Annotated in this window: 9 protein-coding genes; 5 read left to right on the top strand and 4 right to left on the bottom strand. The window is 40.1% G+C overall.

The window, feature by feature from the left end; all coding sequences use genetic code 11:
- The first annotated feature begins 2,099 nt into the window (after positions 1 to 2,099).
- The gene (gene murJ / locus HBA_RS00630; RefSeq protein WP_097032134.1) at positions 2,100 to 3,641 is read left to right on the top strand and encodes a murein biosynthesis integral membrane protein MurJ; all 1,542 of its coding nucleotides are present in this window, start codon (positions 2,100 to 2,102) and stop codon (positions 3,639 to 3,641) included.
- 99 nt (positions 3,642 to 3,740) lie between these two features.
- Here murJ and argS read toward each other — a convergent pair whose 3' ends face one another.
- Together argS and HBA_RS03560 are read right to left on the bottom strand one after the other, a co-directional pair.
- Positions 3,741 to 5,471 carry an arginine--tRNA ligase gene (gene argS / locus HBA_RS00625; RefSeq protein WP_097032133.1) on the bottom strand — a complete coding sequence of 577 codons (1,731 nt, stop codon included), beginning with the start codon at positions 5,469 to 5,471 and terminating at the stop codon, positions 3,741 to 3,743.
- A gap of 1,884 nt (positions 5,472 to 7,355) precedes the next feature.
- Complete coding sequence (locus tag HBA_RS03560) at positions 7,356 to 7,490, bottom strand: hypothetical protein (RefSeq protein WP_457920928.1); 135 nt, start codon at positions 7,488 to 7,490, stop codon at positions 7,356 to 7,358.
- 535 nt (positions 7,491 to 8,025) lie between these two features.
- Here HBA_RS03560 and aspS point away from each other — a divergent pair.
- Both aspS and HBA_RS00610 read left to right on the top strand, forming a co-directional pair.
- Complete coding sequence (gene aspS / locus HBA_RS00615) at positions 8,026 to 9,804, top strand: aspartate--tRNA ligase (RefSeq protein WP_097032131.1); 1,779 nt, start codon at positions 8,026 to 8,028, stop codon at positions 9,802 to 9,804.
- Between the two features lie 349 nt (positions 9,805 to 10,153).
- Positions 10,154 to 10,897, top strand: coding sequence for a YebC/PmpR family DNA-binding transcriptional regulator (locus HBA_RS00610; RefSeq protein ID WP_097032130.1), 744 nt, complete (start codon positions 10,154 to 10,156; stop codon positions 10,895 to 10,897).
- A gap of 1,563 nt (positions 10,898 to 12,460) precedes the next feature.
- On the opposite strand, the gene znuB is transcribed toward HBA_RS00610, so the two are convergent.
- Entirely contained in the window at positions 12,461 to 13,246 is a 786-nt protein-coding gene (gene znuB, locus HBA_RS00605; RefSeq protein WP_097032129.1) for a zinc ABC transporter permease subunit ZnuB, read from the bottom strand.
- A gap of 34 nt (positions 13,247 to 13,280) precedes the next feature.
- Positions 13,281 to 14,006 carry a zinc ABC transporter ATP-binding protein ZnuC gene (znuC, locus tag HBA_RS00600; protein ID WP_097032128.1) on the bottom strand — a complete coding sequence of 242 codons (726 nt, stop codon included), beginning with the start codon at positions 14,004 to 14,006 and terminating at the stop codon, positions 13,281 to 13,283.
- 73 nt (positions 14,007 to 14,079) lie between these two features.
- Between znuC and znuA the strand changes: the two genes are divergently transcribed.
- Positions 14,080 to 15,036: a zinc ABC transporter substrate-binding protein ZnuA gene (gene znuA / locus HBA_RS00595; RefSeq protein WP_097032607.1), complete on the top strand. Its 957-nt coding sequence runs from the start codon at positions 14,080 to 14,082 to the stop codon at positions 15,034 to 15,036.
- Positions 15,037 to 15,048: 12 nt separating this feature from the next.
- Entirely contained in the window at positions 15,049 to 16,374 is a 1,326-nt protein-coding gene (gene mepM, locus HBA_RS00590) for a murein DD-endopeptidase MepM (RefSeq protein ID WP_097032127.1), read from the top strand.
- Positions 16,375 to 17,059 lie beyond the last annotated feature (685 nt).

The following is a 17,059-nucleotide window of genomic DNA, read 5'->3' as shown; positions in this document are numbered from 1 at the left end:
AACGCAAGACTATTTACTGCTGACGCTGATAGCGAATAGCTAAAATTAACTAGTTTATTCAGTCAAACGAAGCCGAATACAAGTGCTGCTGACAATACTTGGGTTGATAATGCCGCAAGAAAGCATAAATGCTGTGGTGGGAAGGATATTCAAGCCTATCTCAAGCTGTTGCTCAACGAACGTAACAAAGTTAGGGAATTTTTCTGATATCCGCAGGACTATAATGCTCTAGCTAGAATTGATTATAATTAAAATAAAGAGGATGATATTTATAATCATTGACATGAATTATGAGTCTTCAGCCTGCACTCAGGTGCAAGCATGTCATGCCTGTTAGATTCAATAGCCGTTATAGCCCCTCTACGGCGAGTTTAATGTTTTATCAGGTTTGCTTGAAGCAGTGATGCTCTAAACAAAGGCTATACCATGGTTAGCAACAAAACATGAGAAAACCGTTATTAATTTAAAAAACGACGGTTCCTAATCAGCTAGCGTTGGTTTATATTTTATGACTAAAGTCATTGACATCAAGCCAATAGCTTAAATTGTATTCGATAAAAAATGTGCTAAGCAGAAAATCGTTAGTTATGAAGTTTAGGTTATTAAAATGGAGAAAGTTCAATATAATTATTAGTTAGTATGATGCTGCATTTACTACTGTAGTAGTAAATGATTTTCGCTTTTGGTCTGTTGATCTTTAGTGTGACATAGAAAACATCGCTATGGTGGTTGTTCTTTTATTATATTAGGTACTTAAGCTTTCCGCTTATAAGCTATCGAGCATGAAAAGCCTTTCTACAGCTAAGACCGCGTTAGAATAGCACACTAAACACAAACTATCTAAGTTCGGTATTATATTTCACAAAAAATTTATAGGTGACCTTTTGAGTATAGCATGTACTGCTTACTTGAAACTTTAAATAGCTATTCTTAGCCGCAACCAATATCATACCGGGTAATGCAGAACAAGTTATCAAACGTCAGTCGTTTGACTATTAGTATCTGTGTGAGCAATTTATGTTGCGAATGGCATTAGAAGAGAAGGTTACACCATAATTGCCATCTAACTTTGTAGCAGAGTGCATTCAGAGCTATTCAGAAGAGTGTACTAAACCTTGAAAAAGGGTGAGTAAAGTGATCAGTGTTAACAAAACTTTAGTGTCTTCAGGGTGAATGCACTAAGCAGGTCTGTAGGTAATCTACAAATTCAGTAGACCATTAATAAAGTGGTATTGTTGTGCTAATTTTTGGTGTTTGTCTCAGTAACGACTGCTCATAGCATCATTTGTTTGATGATCGAGATGATCTTAATAGTTGATCGCAGTTTTATAACGGAAAAGCATTACTACCTTCGTCACTGTATACCTGCGAAGGTATAATGCATGGTAATAGAATTTGACTAATATAACTATATCATAATTAAATTATATTGTAGAATACTACAGAGCTACTAGGTTCTAGTAAAAATGATGGTGGTTTACGCCAAACAAATTAAAGCGGTCATTTTATCAACAGTTAAGAAGGTAGCGATTATATTAGGGTAGCCAGTAAGTTAATCGATTGTTAGTAACTTAGTTGATCACTAAGTCTAGTTATTAATTAAACCACGACGTTTCTTTATGTTGTGGAGAACATAAGTTTGCTGTGCGCTGAATTTAACAACTCTAACATAGAGTTGTGCGTTTAGTTGCATAGATAAATGATATTCTGCTATCAACAACTTACTTATAAGATGTTATAACCAAACAATGTTTGTTGTGGTTCTTGGTTGATATCACACGATGAGATAAGGCCTTAATACGCTATGTCTTTCGGTGCCGATAAAAATTGTTAAGGGATAGTAATGGCATGAGGGCGGCGTCTTTCATGCTTATCTTCAAATTCTGTAAAGTTGTACAGCGCGAATCGATAATCTCCTTTTGCTATAGTTGGAGATGGTCAGTTATATAGCTGTTACTTCAGCGTCGAAAACGAATATTAACAATTTGTAACAATAACTATATGATATTTCAATCAAAGCGTACCTTAAAAACCCAGGTACGCAAGTTAATCTGCTAACCTATTATTAACGTCTGCCGCGTAGAATAAAAAATAACACCATGAACTTATTAAGATCGCTAGCAGCGATCAGCTCAATGACACTTTTTTCTCGTGTACTGGGGTTTACTAGAGATGCTATCGTTGCGCATGTATTCGGTGCAGGTATAGCGAGTGATGCTTTTTTTGTCGCTTTTAAAATTCCTAATCTTCTAAGACGCATCTTTGCTGAAGGAGCTTTTTCACAGGCATTTGTGCCTATTTTAGCGGACTATAAGAGTCATCAGAGCGACGAGGCGACGCGCGTGTTTGTTGCTTATATAGCCGGATTACTCATTATATTGTTGGCATTGGTTACAGTTTGTGGCATGGTGACCGCACCTTGGGTAATTATGATCACTGCCCCGGGGTTTAACGATACGCCGGAGAAATTATCCCTTGCGATTGCGCTATTACGTGTTACGTTCCCCTATATTTTGCTTATTTCTGTAACCGCGCTGGTTGGTGCAATACTCAATACTTGGCATCAATTTTCGGTACCAGCTTTTGCACCAGTATTACTTAACCTCAGCATGATATTTTTCTCGCTGTGGGAGTCGTCGTTGTTTCATCCACCGATAATGGCATTGGCCTGGGCCGTAGTGGCCGGCGGAATTTTACAATTAGGTTATCAACTACCGCATTTAAAAAAAATCGGTATGCTTGTCTTACCTAAAGTTCAATTTCGAGATACGGACGTATGGCGCGTACTTCAACAAATTTGGCCGGCGATTCTGGGTGCGTCTATTAGTCAGTTATCTATTATTATTAATACTATTTTTGCCTCTTTTCTTGTATCTGGCTCTATATCATGGATGTATTACGCCAATCGTTTGATGGAGTTCCCCTCCGGAGTTCTTGGAGTGACACTAGGAACTATTTTGCTGCCTTCACTTTCGCGCAGCTTTAGCTGCGGCAATCAAGATGAATATTCTCATTTGCTAGATTGGGGACTTCGCTTATGTTTTATAGGAGCATTGCCAAGCGCTGTGGCACTTGGCATTCTTGCGCATCCATTGACGATATCGCTGTTCCAGTACGGTAAGTTTTCCGCCTTTGATGCTCTGATGACCCAGCGAGCGCTCATAGCTTATTCAGTTGGATTAGTAGGCTTAATTATGGTAAAAGTGCTGGCTTCTGGGTTCTATTCACGTCAAGACATCAAAACACCGGTGCGCGTAGCGCTGATAACGCTAATTATGACACAAATAATGAACTTAATGTTTATCGGTCCTCTGGAACATGCTGGTTTATCCTTATCTATTGGGTTGGCAGCTTGTCTTAATGCCGTACTTTTGTACTGGCAACTACGACGGAAAAAACTTTTTCATCCTCAGCCTGGCTGGTTTAGTTTTTTTTGCCGTCTTATGCTTGCAGTTGCTATTATGGCGGTAGTGTTAATCTTTCTACTTTCCGTGATGCCAGATTGGTCGCACGGCGGCATGCCCTGGCGACTGTTGCGTCTAATAAGCGTGGTAGTTGCAGGGGTAGCTGTATATTTCACCATGCTGTGGTTTATGGGTTTTCGCCCTTACCACTTCGCGTGTTCAGTGCAGGCTCAGTAATCACATTTTTACCGATAAAACTATTACTTGGCAAGTATAAATTTTCTTGTTAACAACATTTGCTATTGAGAGCTTATTAATTCTGCCGTTACGAGTCGGCTACATACGCTCTACCGTTTCGATACCTAATAAATTTAGTCCTTGTTTTAGTGTGCGCCCGGTTAAGAGCGCTAATTGAAGGCGACTTTGGCATAAACTTGCATGTTTGGCATTGAGAATTGGACAATGTTCGTAAAAAGTGGAAAACAAAACAGCCAAATCGTACATATATGTGCATAATATGTGAGGCGTGCCGTCGCGCGCCACTGTGATAACAGCCTCTTCAAACTGCAGAAGACGCACTGCTAGCTGGGTTTCTTGTATTGTTTTTAGCCTAATATCGCTGGTAAACTGTTGCTTATTTTGGCCTCTTTGTTTAAATATCGAAGCGATACGGGTATAAGCATATTGTATGTAGAGTGCCGTATTGCCTTCGAAACTTAACATATTGTCCCAGTTAAAAACGTAATCAGTAGTGCGGTTTTTTGATAATTCGGCATATTTTATTGCCCCAACACTCACCACTTGTGCTAGTCTTTCTAGCTCTGCGGCTTCCATGTAAGGATTTTTAGTAGCTATTAGGTATCGTGCACGTTCTAGAGCTTCATCTAGCAGTGCGGTGAGTTTTATTACTCCGCCAGAACGTGTTTTAAACGGTTTGCCATCTTTGCTTAACATCATGCCCAGCATGTGATGTTCAAGTGGTACCGACTCAGGTACGTAACCAGCTTTACGCACGATGGTCCATACCTGCATCAAATGCTGATGCTGACGTGAATCGATATAGTAGATCATGCGTTCGGCTTTCAGTGTTTCGTAGCGGTATTTAGCGCAGGCGATATCGATTGTAGTATAAAGGTAAGCACCATCCTTTTTTTGGATAATAACACCCATGGGTTCGCCTTGTTTGTTCTTGAATTCCTCTAGGAATACCACGATAGCGCCTTCACTCTCTGCCGCTATTCCCTTTTCCTTTAGATCTGACACTATCCCGGGTAGCATAGGATTATACAGGCTTTCGCCCATGATGTCGTTATGCTTAAGCGTTACGTTTAGTCGGTCGTAGATTTTTTGATTCTGTTCCATAGTGACATTTACCAGTTTATGCCACATCTTCCGACAATATTTATCTCCCCTCTGGAGCTTCACAACATAGTCACGGGCGCGTTCAGTAAAGACAGGATCTTTATCATAATGCTGCTTAGCCGCGCGATAGAATCTTTCTAGACATGAGATCTGCATTTCTGCTTCGCCGTCTTGCTGCAATTTTTCTAAATAAGCAATTAGCATACCAAATTGAGTTCCCCAGTCCCCGATATGATTGGCCTTTATAACGTTATGTCCCAAAAATATGAGTGTTCGTACTGAAGCATCTCCTACGATCGTAGATCGTACGTGGCCCACATGCATTTCTTTTGCGATATTAGGAGCAGAATAATCTACCACAATAGTCTGCGGCGGAACGTTCGCAACTCCTAGCCGCGGTGAGTCAATGGCCTCGGTAAGATGTTTTTCTAGCCAGCTAGGGTCAAGATAAATATTGATAAAACCATGACCAGCGATTTCAATTTTGCTGGCAATGCCGCCTAACTCAAGCAAGTCGACAACCTTTTTTGCCAACTCGCGGGGCGGCAGACGGAGTTGCATTGCAATCGCCATGATGCCATTAACTTGATAATCACCGAATTGAGTCTTTGCTGAATGCCGTACTTGCGCTTTGCAGTCAGCACTTGCGCCTAATGTCACTAGCGCCTGTTGAATTTTTTTAGAGAGAAACATGTTGATGTTCATCGGTAATACCTTTATCACATTAGCGGAAGGAGGACCAAGTTCCAATATTTCTTAACCATCTACCTGATTACCATAACTGATCCGCTACGGTGGTCAATTTTAAAAATATACTATGTTTATACCATAAGCTGCGTCGGAGCTATTGGTAGTCATTAAAGCAGGTTAAATAAATTGAACGAGTGCGGATAGAAAAGTTAAGCGTTCGCTGGCAGCAAAGCAAGAATACTAACGATAGCCGCATCGTTATTTGTGAGAGATATTGAGTTGATTAGAAAATTTTACGTGCTACGTACATTCTATATTTCAAAAAAAATAAACGGCTAGAATAATTATGAATAAACTTAAATTAAATATGATATTGATATGTCTTTAATTGTTTAGGTATTTAGGCATTTAAAGTAGTTTGAGTTTACTATTTGTAAGATGTGTTTTTTAACATACTTACCCTACACTTTCAATTAATTTAAAATGAGGTAAGGATGATATTTATAAATGTAACGTCAGAAAACCACAAGTTTTTTATTATGTTATTAAGCCAAATAAATATTTGGTACTTAATGCTATTATTCAAATAAATATATGTGCATTATAATGCATGAACGTCTTTCGAATAAACCTATTTGACAAAATAACGAATAACTAGTTGCGACAGTAAATGTTTGTGCGGTAATTAGTAAGACCTTTAATGAAAATAATTCAATAAACTGAATGAAGTTTTTAATTTAAAATTCATTAACTTTTCCTAAAAGCTGTAAGTCATACTCACAAAATCAAGTCTCTTGTGAGAATATTTTGATTGCTAGGAATATTTATCGTTACTAAAATTAATATTTCTAGAAGAAATGAGAGCATTTCTATTTTTGTTTAATGCTGACGTATTTTAAATAAAAAGAAATCAATAATCGCAATACTTCGTTTATTAAAGTTGACTCTGCTTATAGTCTTAAAAAGATAAGTTACGTATTGTATTGAGAGCTTAAGGCGCAGTGCAATAGATAGTATTATACTATAAAATATATTTAATTGTTGTTTGCAGGGTAAAATGATACGTTTTTAAGTATTTGTTGTTATCTACATTAAATTAAGCGCTAAGAGCGCATGATTTGTACATAATGCAACGATAGACGATTAAGATAAAAAACAAACATTTCGTATATTGACATACAGATTTCATAATACTAGCACTTAGTGTTAGTATTATTTAATAATCATACTTTTTAAGTACAGTGTATCGTTGCTGAATAAAGATATTTTAATTGCAGCAAATTATATAGGTACTACTATGGTATAGTATTTATAATGCAAACCTAGTATCGAAGTCGTCCAATTCTAGTAATTGTTAGATATTTAATGTTAATTAATGTACCGTAGCATTGTACCTAGCAATTAGCTTACAGGTATAACTATGCCGCCCGTTAAGTAGAGATAATTACCATATTATGTGTTATATCTAAGATTAGTCGTCAGACCATTATTAGTAATCAGTAGATATCAATACTTAATTTGTGTTTACCGTTTGTGTTCAGCGGTACTCATAAAATATGCCTTTATACTATATAAAATGTAGTTTCTCATTTTAGCGGGACTCTCTATTAAACTCTTTTGTTCGCGAGAAATATTATACTTTTACTTCACAGATTTTTTCATATATGCTGCGCCAAACTAATCAGTTTGCAGGATAAAAAATATTGTTTAATGCTGTCAGCTAAAGTAGCGCAAGATACGTTAAACACCATCTACAGTTGCAACTGTAGATGGTTACACTCATTATAATAGATATTATGATTATAAAGTATAGTTTAAAGAAAAACAAAAATTTTCTACGTATTATATGGCGCACAACTCGCGCACTATTTCAGCATACGAGAGCGTATACAGTATGGTTTATTGCCCCCCACGCATTTGAAGCGGATAGTGTAATACAGCCGCAGGGCGCAAGCCCGTAATGGTTTTACTGTGTATTGTTGTGCTCTTACCCTGGGACAATAGCCGATTATTATCGCGTAATGCTTTGCGCATTATGTATCGCGAAAAATTATTCACTAGGGCTTGTTGTGCACTTAGTAACGTACTTGACAATGTACGGTAGCCCCCTGCAATAAGTTATCTTTTTGTAAATCGATAAAGATCAGAGCAGAAGTACTATCAGGATGATAGCTAATTATTTAGGGATCTACTTGAGTAAATAATTCTTAAATTTATTAAGTTAATTAGGATGATCGGCTAAGAGTATGTTAATCCATGCTTGCTATCATAGTTTTTTCGCATAAATATTATCAATATTTATGCGAAAATCGATAATTTCATCATTTAGTGCAATGTTACTATATACGATCTTATGTTGTGCCTGACTAAAACTTCTTTGTAATAAACCTCCATGGTAGTAAATGCAATGGAGGAGGTTGTATAAACGTGCTAGCTAATCAGTGGTTTCGTGTACAAACTTGACTATAATTATACACGATGAATCAGCGGTTATGTGTTAGTAAATAACAGCTTATTTTGTCATTAGGGCGCTTACACTGAAGGTGAAAAAAAGTTTAAGGATACCATAATGCGTACTGTATACTGCGGACAGCTAAACTTGTCACATGTTGGTTTGGAAGTGACGCTATGCGGTTGGGTTAACCGTCGACGCGACCTTGGCCGTCTGATTTTTATAGACATGCGTGACCGTGAAGGCTTAGTGCAGGTGTTTTTTGATCCAGACCGGCAAGATGTCTTTACCAGTGCAGCTAAGCTGCGTAATGAATTTTGTCTGCAACTGACCGGTATCGTGCGCGCTCGCCCAAACAAGCAGGTCAATAATGATATGATGACTGGTGCTATAGAAGTTCTGGCCACTAAATTGGTTATTATTAATCGTTCTGAACCTCTTCCCATTGATACCAATCAGAATAATAACGAAGATCAGCGCCTCAAATTTCGCTACCTTGATTTACGCCGGTCTGTTATGTTGCAGCGACTGAAAATGCGGGCACGTGTCTCTAGTTTTGTGCGTCGTTTCATGGATACCGAAGGATTTATCGAAATTGAAACGCCACTTTTAACTAAAGCAACGTTAGAGGGTTCGCGGGATTACCTGGTTCCCAGCAGAGTACATAAAGGTAAATTTTACGCTTTGCCGCAGTCGCCACAGTTGTTCAAGCAGTTGCTGATGATTTCTGGATTCGACCGCTATTATCAGATTGTAAAATGTTTCCGCGATGAAGATCTGCGCGCCGATCGTCAGCCTGAGTTTACCCAGATCGACATAGAAACATCTTTCATGACTGCAGGTCAGGTACGAGAGGTCATGGAGCGGTTGGTGCGTGATTTGTGGCGTGATATTATTGGTATCGATCTAGGCATCTTCCCTCAGATGACCTATGCTGATGCGATGCGTCGTTTTGGTTCCGATAAACCAGATCTGCGTAATCCAATGGAGCTGGTAGATGTCACGAATTTGGTCAAAGACATAAAATTTAATGCGTTTTGCGATGGCCACGGTCGTGTTATAGCGTTGCGCGTACCTGGTGGAGCTCAATTAAGTCGCAAACAGATTGATGAATACGGTAAATATGTTGAAATCCATGGAGCCAGATGGCTTTCCTGGATAAAAGTAAATTACCGTGCCGCCGGCGCGGACTGGGTAAAAAGTCCCTTAACGAAATTGTGGGGATCTCAGGTTATTGAGCAGATCCTTGAGTGCACTCATGCTGTCAGCGGTGATATCGTTTTCTTCGGTGCGGATCGTGCAAAGCTAGTTATTGAGGCGCTGGGTGCTCTGCGTCTCAAGCTTGGTTTAGATTTGCAGCTTACGGAGACTTATCGTTGGGCACCCCTTTGGGTGGTAGATTTTCCGATGTTTGAGGAAAACGAGGACGGTGGCTTAACCTCTATGCATCATCCCTTTACCGCACCAAAAGATATAGATGCTCAGATGCTTGCGTCTTGTCCAACGGCGGCGGTGGCTAACGCTTATGACATGGTCATTAATGGTTATGAAGTTGGCGGCGGTTCTGTTCGTATCTACCGCGGTGACATGCAGCAGATCGTTTTCAGCATTTTAGGTATAAATAAACATGAGCAGCAAGAGAAATTTGGCTTTTTGCTCGATGCGTTAAAATACGGTACGCCGCCGCATGCGGGATTGGCTTTTGGCTTAGATCGGCTGGTGATGTTGTTGACCGGTACTAACAATATCCGCGATGTTATCGCTTTTCCAAAAACCACTTCGGCGGCGGATCTGATGACTGAAGCCCCCGGTTTCGGCAATGCTGACTCACTAGCCGATCTTTCCATTGCTGTCGTTGGTAACGATAAGGAAGTTATGTCAAACGGTCTTTCATAACAATAAATCAACGGCCGGCGTCGGTACTACTATAAAAATCAGTGAAGTAGTAATTTTTGATGAGTACGATTAGGGATTTACATGAATCTCTTGCCTGCGTTACATATTATTTGAGATTTAATTATTTTTTGCTGCCTTTATGCATATATAGTAACGTTGTATACAACATATTGGTTCTATTTTACACCATGCTTGTGGTGTATAGAATTCATTTTAAGTAAGTATATTAGTTGGTGCGGGCGGGTGACTGCTAGCGACGATGATACCGTAACACGACTACATCCTAGATTAACTAGCAATCTATTAGAAAAATTCTATTCAGCCGAATAGGCCATTTTATGAGAAATATATGGCAGGTCATAGTAAGTGGACTAATACTAAACATCGTAAAGCCGCACAGGATGCCAAGCGCGGAAAAATTTTTACTAAAATTATCCGAGAATTGGTTACTGCTTCCAAACTGGAAGGAGGAGATATCGAATGTAATTCACGTTTGCGTGCGGCAGTAGATAAAGCATTAACGAATAACATGACGCGTGACACGTTGAATCGTGCTATCACTCGCGGAGTAGGTGGTAATGATAATACGCGAATGGAAAACATTTTTTATGAAGGTTATGGCCCTGGCGGTACCGCGATCATGGTGGAGTGCCTGAGTAATAACCGCAATCGGACTGTTTCTCAAGTGCGTTATTCTTTTAATAAAACTGGCGGTAATTTAGGTGATGTTGGCTCTGTCTCGTATATGTTTACTAAAAGGGGAGTAGTTTCCTTTGCTCCGGGGTTTAGCGAAAATATTGTTATGAACGCTGCGTTGGAGGCTGGTGCCGATGACTTAATTACTTATGATAACGGCGCGATTGATGTGTACACTACACCTAGAGCTTTTTATGAAGTAAAAAGCGCTCTGCAGGCGTCTGGTTTGACGCCAGAATCCTCGAAAGTAACGCTAATTCCATCTAGCAGCGTCAATCTAGATGTGGAGACAGCATCTAAATTGCTACGCCTTATCAATATGTTGAAAGATTCAGATGATGTGCAAGCAGTATATCACAACGGTGGAATTTCTGACGAAATAACAGCGATTTTATGATGACTAAGTTTTCGTGTTATCTCTCGTGATAACACGGATGCGTTATGACTATAATTTTGAGTATCAACTATAGATTAACGCATGAGTTCTAGAGTTGTCACCATGCGCTAGCATGGTGTGCACTGATCTTTTTGCCATAGATTGATATGTACTAGAAATAAACTATTTTACCGCCATGATCAAGATCACTCGTGTCGAAGATATTGAAATCATCAGGCATTTGTAACCACCTTATTTTTTATTAATCAAGTAGAGGGCTGGTTTGCCAGCAGCGGCGCATCTGATTAAATTGGGTATACCAACTTTGTTTAATATATATTTTTGTTAAATAACAAAGATGGTGATAAAGATAAGGTGTGCAAAAACTCTAGGTATATTACATATAGCTTGTTGTTCAACTGAAGTTTTTTTTACTGACTTACAGTTTGACGTTTGCTAATGTGATCACTACATTAACTAAAATGCCCCTGAGCATATGCGGCAACATAAACTCAATCTTAGTGTTGTGTGTCACATTCAAAATCAACTAACAGCCGTTGTGGGTTCGTGTACCTCCTCTAGACTAGATATTTATTTAGTCTAAAGGAAGTATCAGCATCACTATCATGAATAATACTCTCCTAACACATAAAAAAGTAAGTCATGGAAAGCAGATATTACTGGTGCTATTAGAAAACTATGGTGAAGTAGATTAATTAGACTAAATAGTCAATAGTTTGTTTTGAGGCCTGACAAAACTAATAGAAAAGATCATTTTCATCCATCATTAAATTAATGAATAAGGATATTGATCTACTGTTTTGGTTTTATTTATAAAAAAGAATAAGTTGCTGTTTCGTGAATAAAGTGAATAGCATCAGGCTACAGATAGTGTAAGTAATTTTATCCTGGTTGTTTTATAATTTTATCGCTATGAAACGTTAATAAATCAATGCATTGTTGTTGCCTTGCAACGTCAAATAAAAACCGCATAATAGCAATTGATAAAATACGAGATAGACTAATAAGAGTCTTGTTTATGGATCTGTTCAATTAGTAGAGCATAAAAGCTATTCCTTTCAGTTATTGATGCAGAGATCAATTAGTTTGTTCCCTAAAGTAAATTTTTTGCCGGTCCTTGTAGTGCGGGGTATAAACTGCATAAATTATTTCTACGTATGCGTGCAAATATAGATCTTCATTGAGTTGGCAAAAATGTATAATGCTATGTGCTCGATCATATTTTTATTTCTGGGCTCGCTTGAACCCTAGCAGCTGCGTAAAATCACCATGTAAACATTGTTTACTGAAACAAGGGGGACCTATAATTCCGCACTATTCTAGATCCAGAGCCTCATAACGTTTTATTGATTAATAAAATATATTAACTTTTACCAGGATAGTATGTAGTGTTGTATTCGGTAATAGAATATTTCACAATAATATATTTTTGTTAAAAGCAGATTGCAGGTTTCAATGAAAATTGAATGAGTTTTTTATTTTACTTTAAATAGTTAGACTTACCCACCATGGTGGGTGTTGATCGCGGTGATTAACGTAGATTATTTTGCTAACTAACGGTGGTTAAGCTCGTGGTTTAATGGTTAGGCTAATTAGGAACAGTACAGACGCGCATAGTACCACGGATGGCCCGGCCGGTGTATCGTAGAACGCGGAAAACGCCAGCCCACCAGTAACCGCTAGCACGCTGGTTAAAGGGGCGTATACCGCCATTTGCTCTGGGCTACGCGCATAATGACGTACGGCTGCAGCTGGAATAATAAGTAACGAGGTTATTATTAACGCACCGACAAATCTCATTGCAAACCCGATTGTTAGTGCCGTGACCAGCATTAGAAGCAACTTAATGCGTGGTAAACAGATCCCGTCTACGTGGGCTAACTCGGGACTGATAGTCACAGATAGTAACTGTCGCCATTGCGATAAAATGATGGTCAGAACTATCACGACTCCTCCACCTACCAGCGCAACATCCTGTGGCGTGACTGCTAGCAGATCGCCAAAAAGATACGCCATCATATTGACTCGCACCCCGTGCATTAGACTAATTACCACCAGTCCTAAAGAGAGTGATCCGTGCGCAATAATGCCCAACAACGTGTCGATAGTTAATTGAGAAAAGCTTTCTAGCCATACTAGTCCGAGTGCTAGCGCTAATGTAACTGCAATCACTGCGTAAAAGGGATTGATATCCAACAAAAGACCACAAGTTACGCCCAGAAGCGAAGCATGGGCGAGGGTATCGCCAAAATAAGACATTTTACGCCAGATCATGAAGGAACCTAGCGGGCCAGCCGCTAGCGATAACAGCACGCCAGCAAACCAGCTAGGTAACAATAATTCAATCATGGCGACATGCTCCTGGTGTAGGCGGTAGTCAGCACTACCCGTCCTGAAGATCGTGACGATGGTTATGGTTGTGACGATAAATCGCGAGCGATGCAGATCTTAGCAGCCCGAACATGGCAATAAAATCAGGATGAGTCGAGACCATTTCTGGTGTGCCAGAACAGCATATATGGTGATTAAGGCATAGAACTTCATCTGTTTTTGCCATTACTAGATGTAAATCGTGTGAGACCATTAACACCCCGCAACTGATAGTTCGGCGAATATTATCGATTAAATCATATAGAGCCACCTGGCCATTTACATCTAACCCCTGAGTCGGTTCGTCTAGTACAAGAAGCCTAGGTGAATTGATCAGGGCGCGCGCCAACAGCACCCGCTGCATTTCACCACCAGAAAGTTTCTGCATGGGCACCGTTTGCAAATGTTGCGCTTGCACTTGTGCTAGCGACGGCACTATATCGTTTTTATTTACTCCCGGTCGCAATCGCATGAATCGCTCCACTGTAAGCGGTAACGTTGGATCTAGGTGAATTTTTTGCGGCACATATCCCATGCGTAGTTTAGGTTGTCGCCTTAGCGTACCGTCAGTAGGGGTGATAAGACCGAGAACTACCCGTACCAGTGTCGACTTGCCGGCGCCGTTTGGACCCAGCAAAGTAAGAATGTGACCAGGGCGAAGGGTTAAAGATATATTATGCAGCACCGCGTTGCTACCAAAAGCGACGCTAATGTGTTCCAAGATTACCAAATGAGTCATGATGATTACGGTTTGTAAATTGCTATGTTATTATATCATAACAAACCACGTTGTTGACGATGAAAATATTGCCATGCCCGTATTCAGTCCTACTAGCTTGCTAAGAGCCATTTTTAGTACCATTTGTTTTTTCTGCCTAGTAGTCGTGTCTGTGATGATGGTGAGCATAGTAGATGCGCATGCCGCTGTTGTCGCTTCACTTCGTCCCCTGGGATTTATTGCTGCTGCCGTAGCCGATGGCGTTATGCCCGTAGAGGTAGTATTACCCGACGGCGCGTCACCTCATGATTATGCTTTGTGGCCTACAGATGTGATGCGGTTAAAAAAAGCCGATGTGCTAGTGTGGGTAGGACCAGAAATGGAGGCATTTTTGTCTAGTTCTGCGTCTTCTTTGCCTGCCGAACGGCGCATTACTTTGGCTAGTCTTCCTACTGTTACACCATTATTGCAAAAAGGTGGAAAAGCGCTACATAAAAATCATAAATATGATAGCAACCGCTATCATGGCGAATATAATATGCATTTGTGGCTTTCTCCAGCTATTGCGCGATGTGCTGCCGATGCTATTCATGACCGTCTCGTAGCGTTAGTGCCGGAAAAAAAGCAACGTTTAGATGATAATTTGCAAATTTTCAACACGTTCTTGACAAAAAATGACAAAAATATTGCTAAAATGTTAGCTCCTTTTCGTACTAAAAAATATTACGTATTTCACGATGCGTATGGATATTTTGAAGCATACTATGGCCTAACGCCGTTAGGGTATTTTACCATCAATCCCGAAATACAACCTGGCGCTCAGGCTTTACACAAAATTAGAACACAGTTAGTTGAGCAACAAGCAACCTGTATTTTCGCTGAGCCACAATTCAGGCCATCCGTTATCAACGCCGTGGCACGCGGGACAACTGTGCATATTGGCACTCTAGATCCATTAGGAAGAGGTATTGTATTAGACAAGGAAAGCTACACGCGCTTTCTATCGCAATTGTCTAATCAGTACATGAGCTGCCTGGAGAAGAACACATGAGGATAGTTATTAGTGCAGCAGGTAGCTCGCTCTTTCGCCTTAGCGTTTAATTATCTGCCGCGAATTCATCGCGTTATGCTGGGATCGCTAACTATATTCACTTTAGCTATCACTGTTTTACGACCTTATATTTATTCGCCAGCGGTAGAACGGCCTGCCACCGGCATCTTTCTTTTGGAAAAACACTCTTTGCCGGTGTTAGAGCCTGAAGCCAGCGAACTTCTGGATCAGACTATCCCTGATAACGATGAAGATATTCCAAAAGATGAACTTGACGAACGTATGGCAGGGGAAGCGGGAGTGCATGAATATATCATATCTACCGGAGATACGCTCAGCAGCGTCCTCACCCAGTACGGCATCGATATCGCCGACGTTACTGCGCTAGCTCGGCAACATCCTGCGTTACGTAATCTAAAAATAAGTCAGTCTCTCTCTTGGACGCTGACCGCCGAGGGCTATTTGCAGTGCTTAACTTGGAATATATCCCGCTCTGAGACCCGCACCTATGAGCGCGTTAATGGTAGTTTTAAGGAAAGCATCGCTAATATAACAGGCGAGTGGCGCAATACAACTTTGACCGGTAAACTCAACGGTAGTTTCGTTACTAGTGCTCGTATAGCTGGCCTGACGGACTGTGATATCAACTCTGTAATTAAAGCGCTGCAATGGCAACTAGATTTTCGTAAGTTGCGTACTGGAGATCAGTTTTCTGTTTTGACTTCAAGAGAAGTTCTAAATGGCCAAAGCATTCAAAGTCAATTGCTCGGCGTACGCTTACGCACCGGAGGGAAAGATTATTATGCTTTTCGTGCGGATGACAGTAAATTTTATAACCGCGATGCAGCCGGGGTAGCCCGTGGCTTTATGCGTTTCCCTACGATAAAACAATTCCGTGTTTCCTCCAATTTTAATCTTCGCCGTTGCAACCCCGTTACCGGTCGTATCGCGCCACATCGTGGGGTAGATTTTGCTATGCCGGTTGGTACGCCAGTGCTGGCTGTAGGCGACGGTGAGGTGATTGTTAGCAAAAGAGACGGTGCCGCCGGCAACTATGTGGCTATTCGCCATAGCCGTCAGTATATGACCCGTTACATGCATCTAAAAAAATTATTAGTTACACAAGGCCAGAAAGTAAAACGTGGCGATAAAATCGCTTTGTCCGGCAATACTGGACGTTCTACCGGTCCCCATTTGCATTATGAAGTCTGGATCAACCAGCAGGCAGTTAATCCTCTGACTGCTAAACTGCCGCGTACCGAAGGGCTGACTGGCAACGACCGCACTAAATATCTTGCTAAAGTTAAACAGATGTTGCCACAGCTGCATTTACACTAACAATACGCTATCAATAGTCAATCTTGTGTATTGTGGTTGCCTTGTTTTTTATAATGATAAGTAGGTTAGCAAAAGTAACTGTGCTATAAAAAATATTGATAAAGTTATACATAAAATAAGCAAAGTAGATAGACAAAGTTCATATACTAACTTGTTTTAAAAACACACGGTTATGCATCATGTTATAACGGGTGTTTCTGCTTTTATAAGATATAAAAGCTATGGTTATGCCTCCGGTTTGTTGTGTTATGTACTCGGGCTTCGTAATTCAATATTAGAAAGTTTTAGGGCGGGTAGCGTATGCAAGTTAGTAACTACACAGCATCTAACCCACTTTGTATTAGATCGATGCTTCAGGGCGTTGGGGGATATTATTTACCGGATCAGAACCAGAACTGGACACGGACCACAGTAAATTTGTATTTTGCTACATACACACACAGTGAAGTTGCCGTCGATAGACCGCCTGATGAAAGGGATACTTAGCGATCGTTACTTTTTTATTTACAACTTTAATTTCTTCTAATACAAAGCGTTATAAGACGTCGGTTCAGCTTGTGCTATAGCGTAGCGCATGAATATTAATGCGGATCCGAATTCTTAAAAATATCTTTGACTGTTAAACTTTCTCACAATTTCCCAACACCAGGGATCCTCTAACTTTTTCTAATTTACCTGCTTGTTA

Origin of the sequence: Sodalis endosymbiont of Henestaris halophilus (genome assembly GCF_900161835.1) — a bacterium.
In the GTDB taxonomy this organism is placed as follows: domain Bacteria; phylum Pseudomonadota; class Gammaproteobacteria; order Enterobacterales; family Enterobacteriaceae.
The sequence above is the reverse complement of the archived record's forward strand: the minus strand, read 5'-3'. Positions and strand labels throughout refer to the sequence as shown.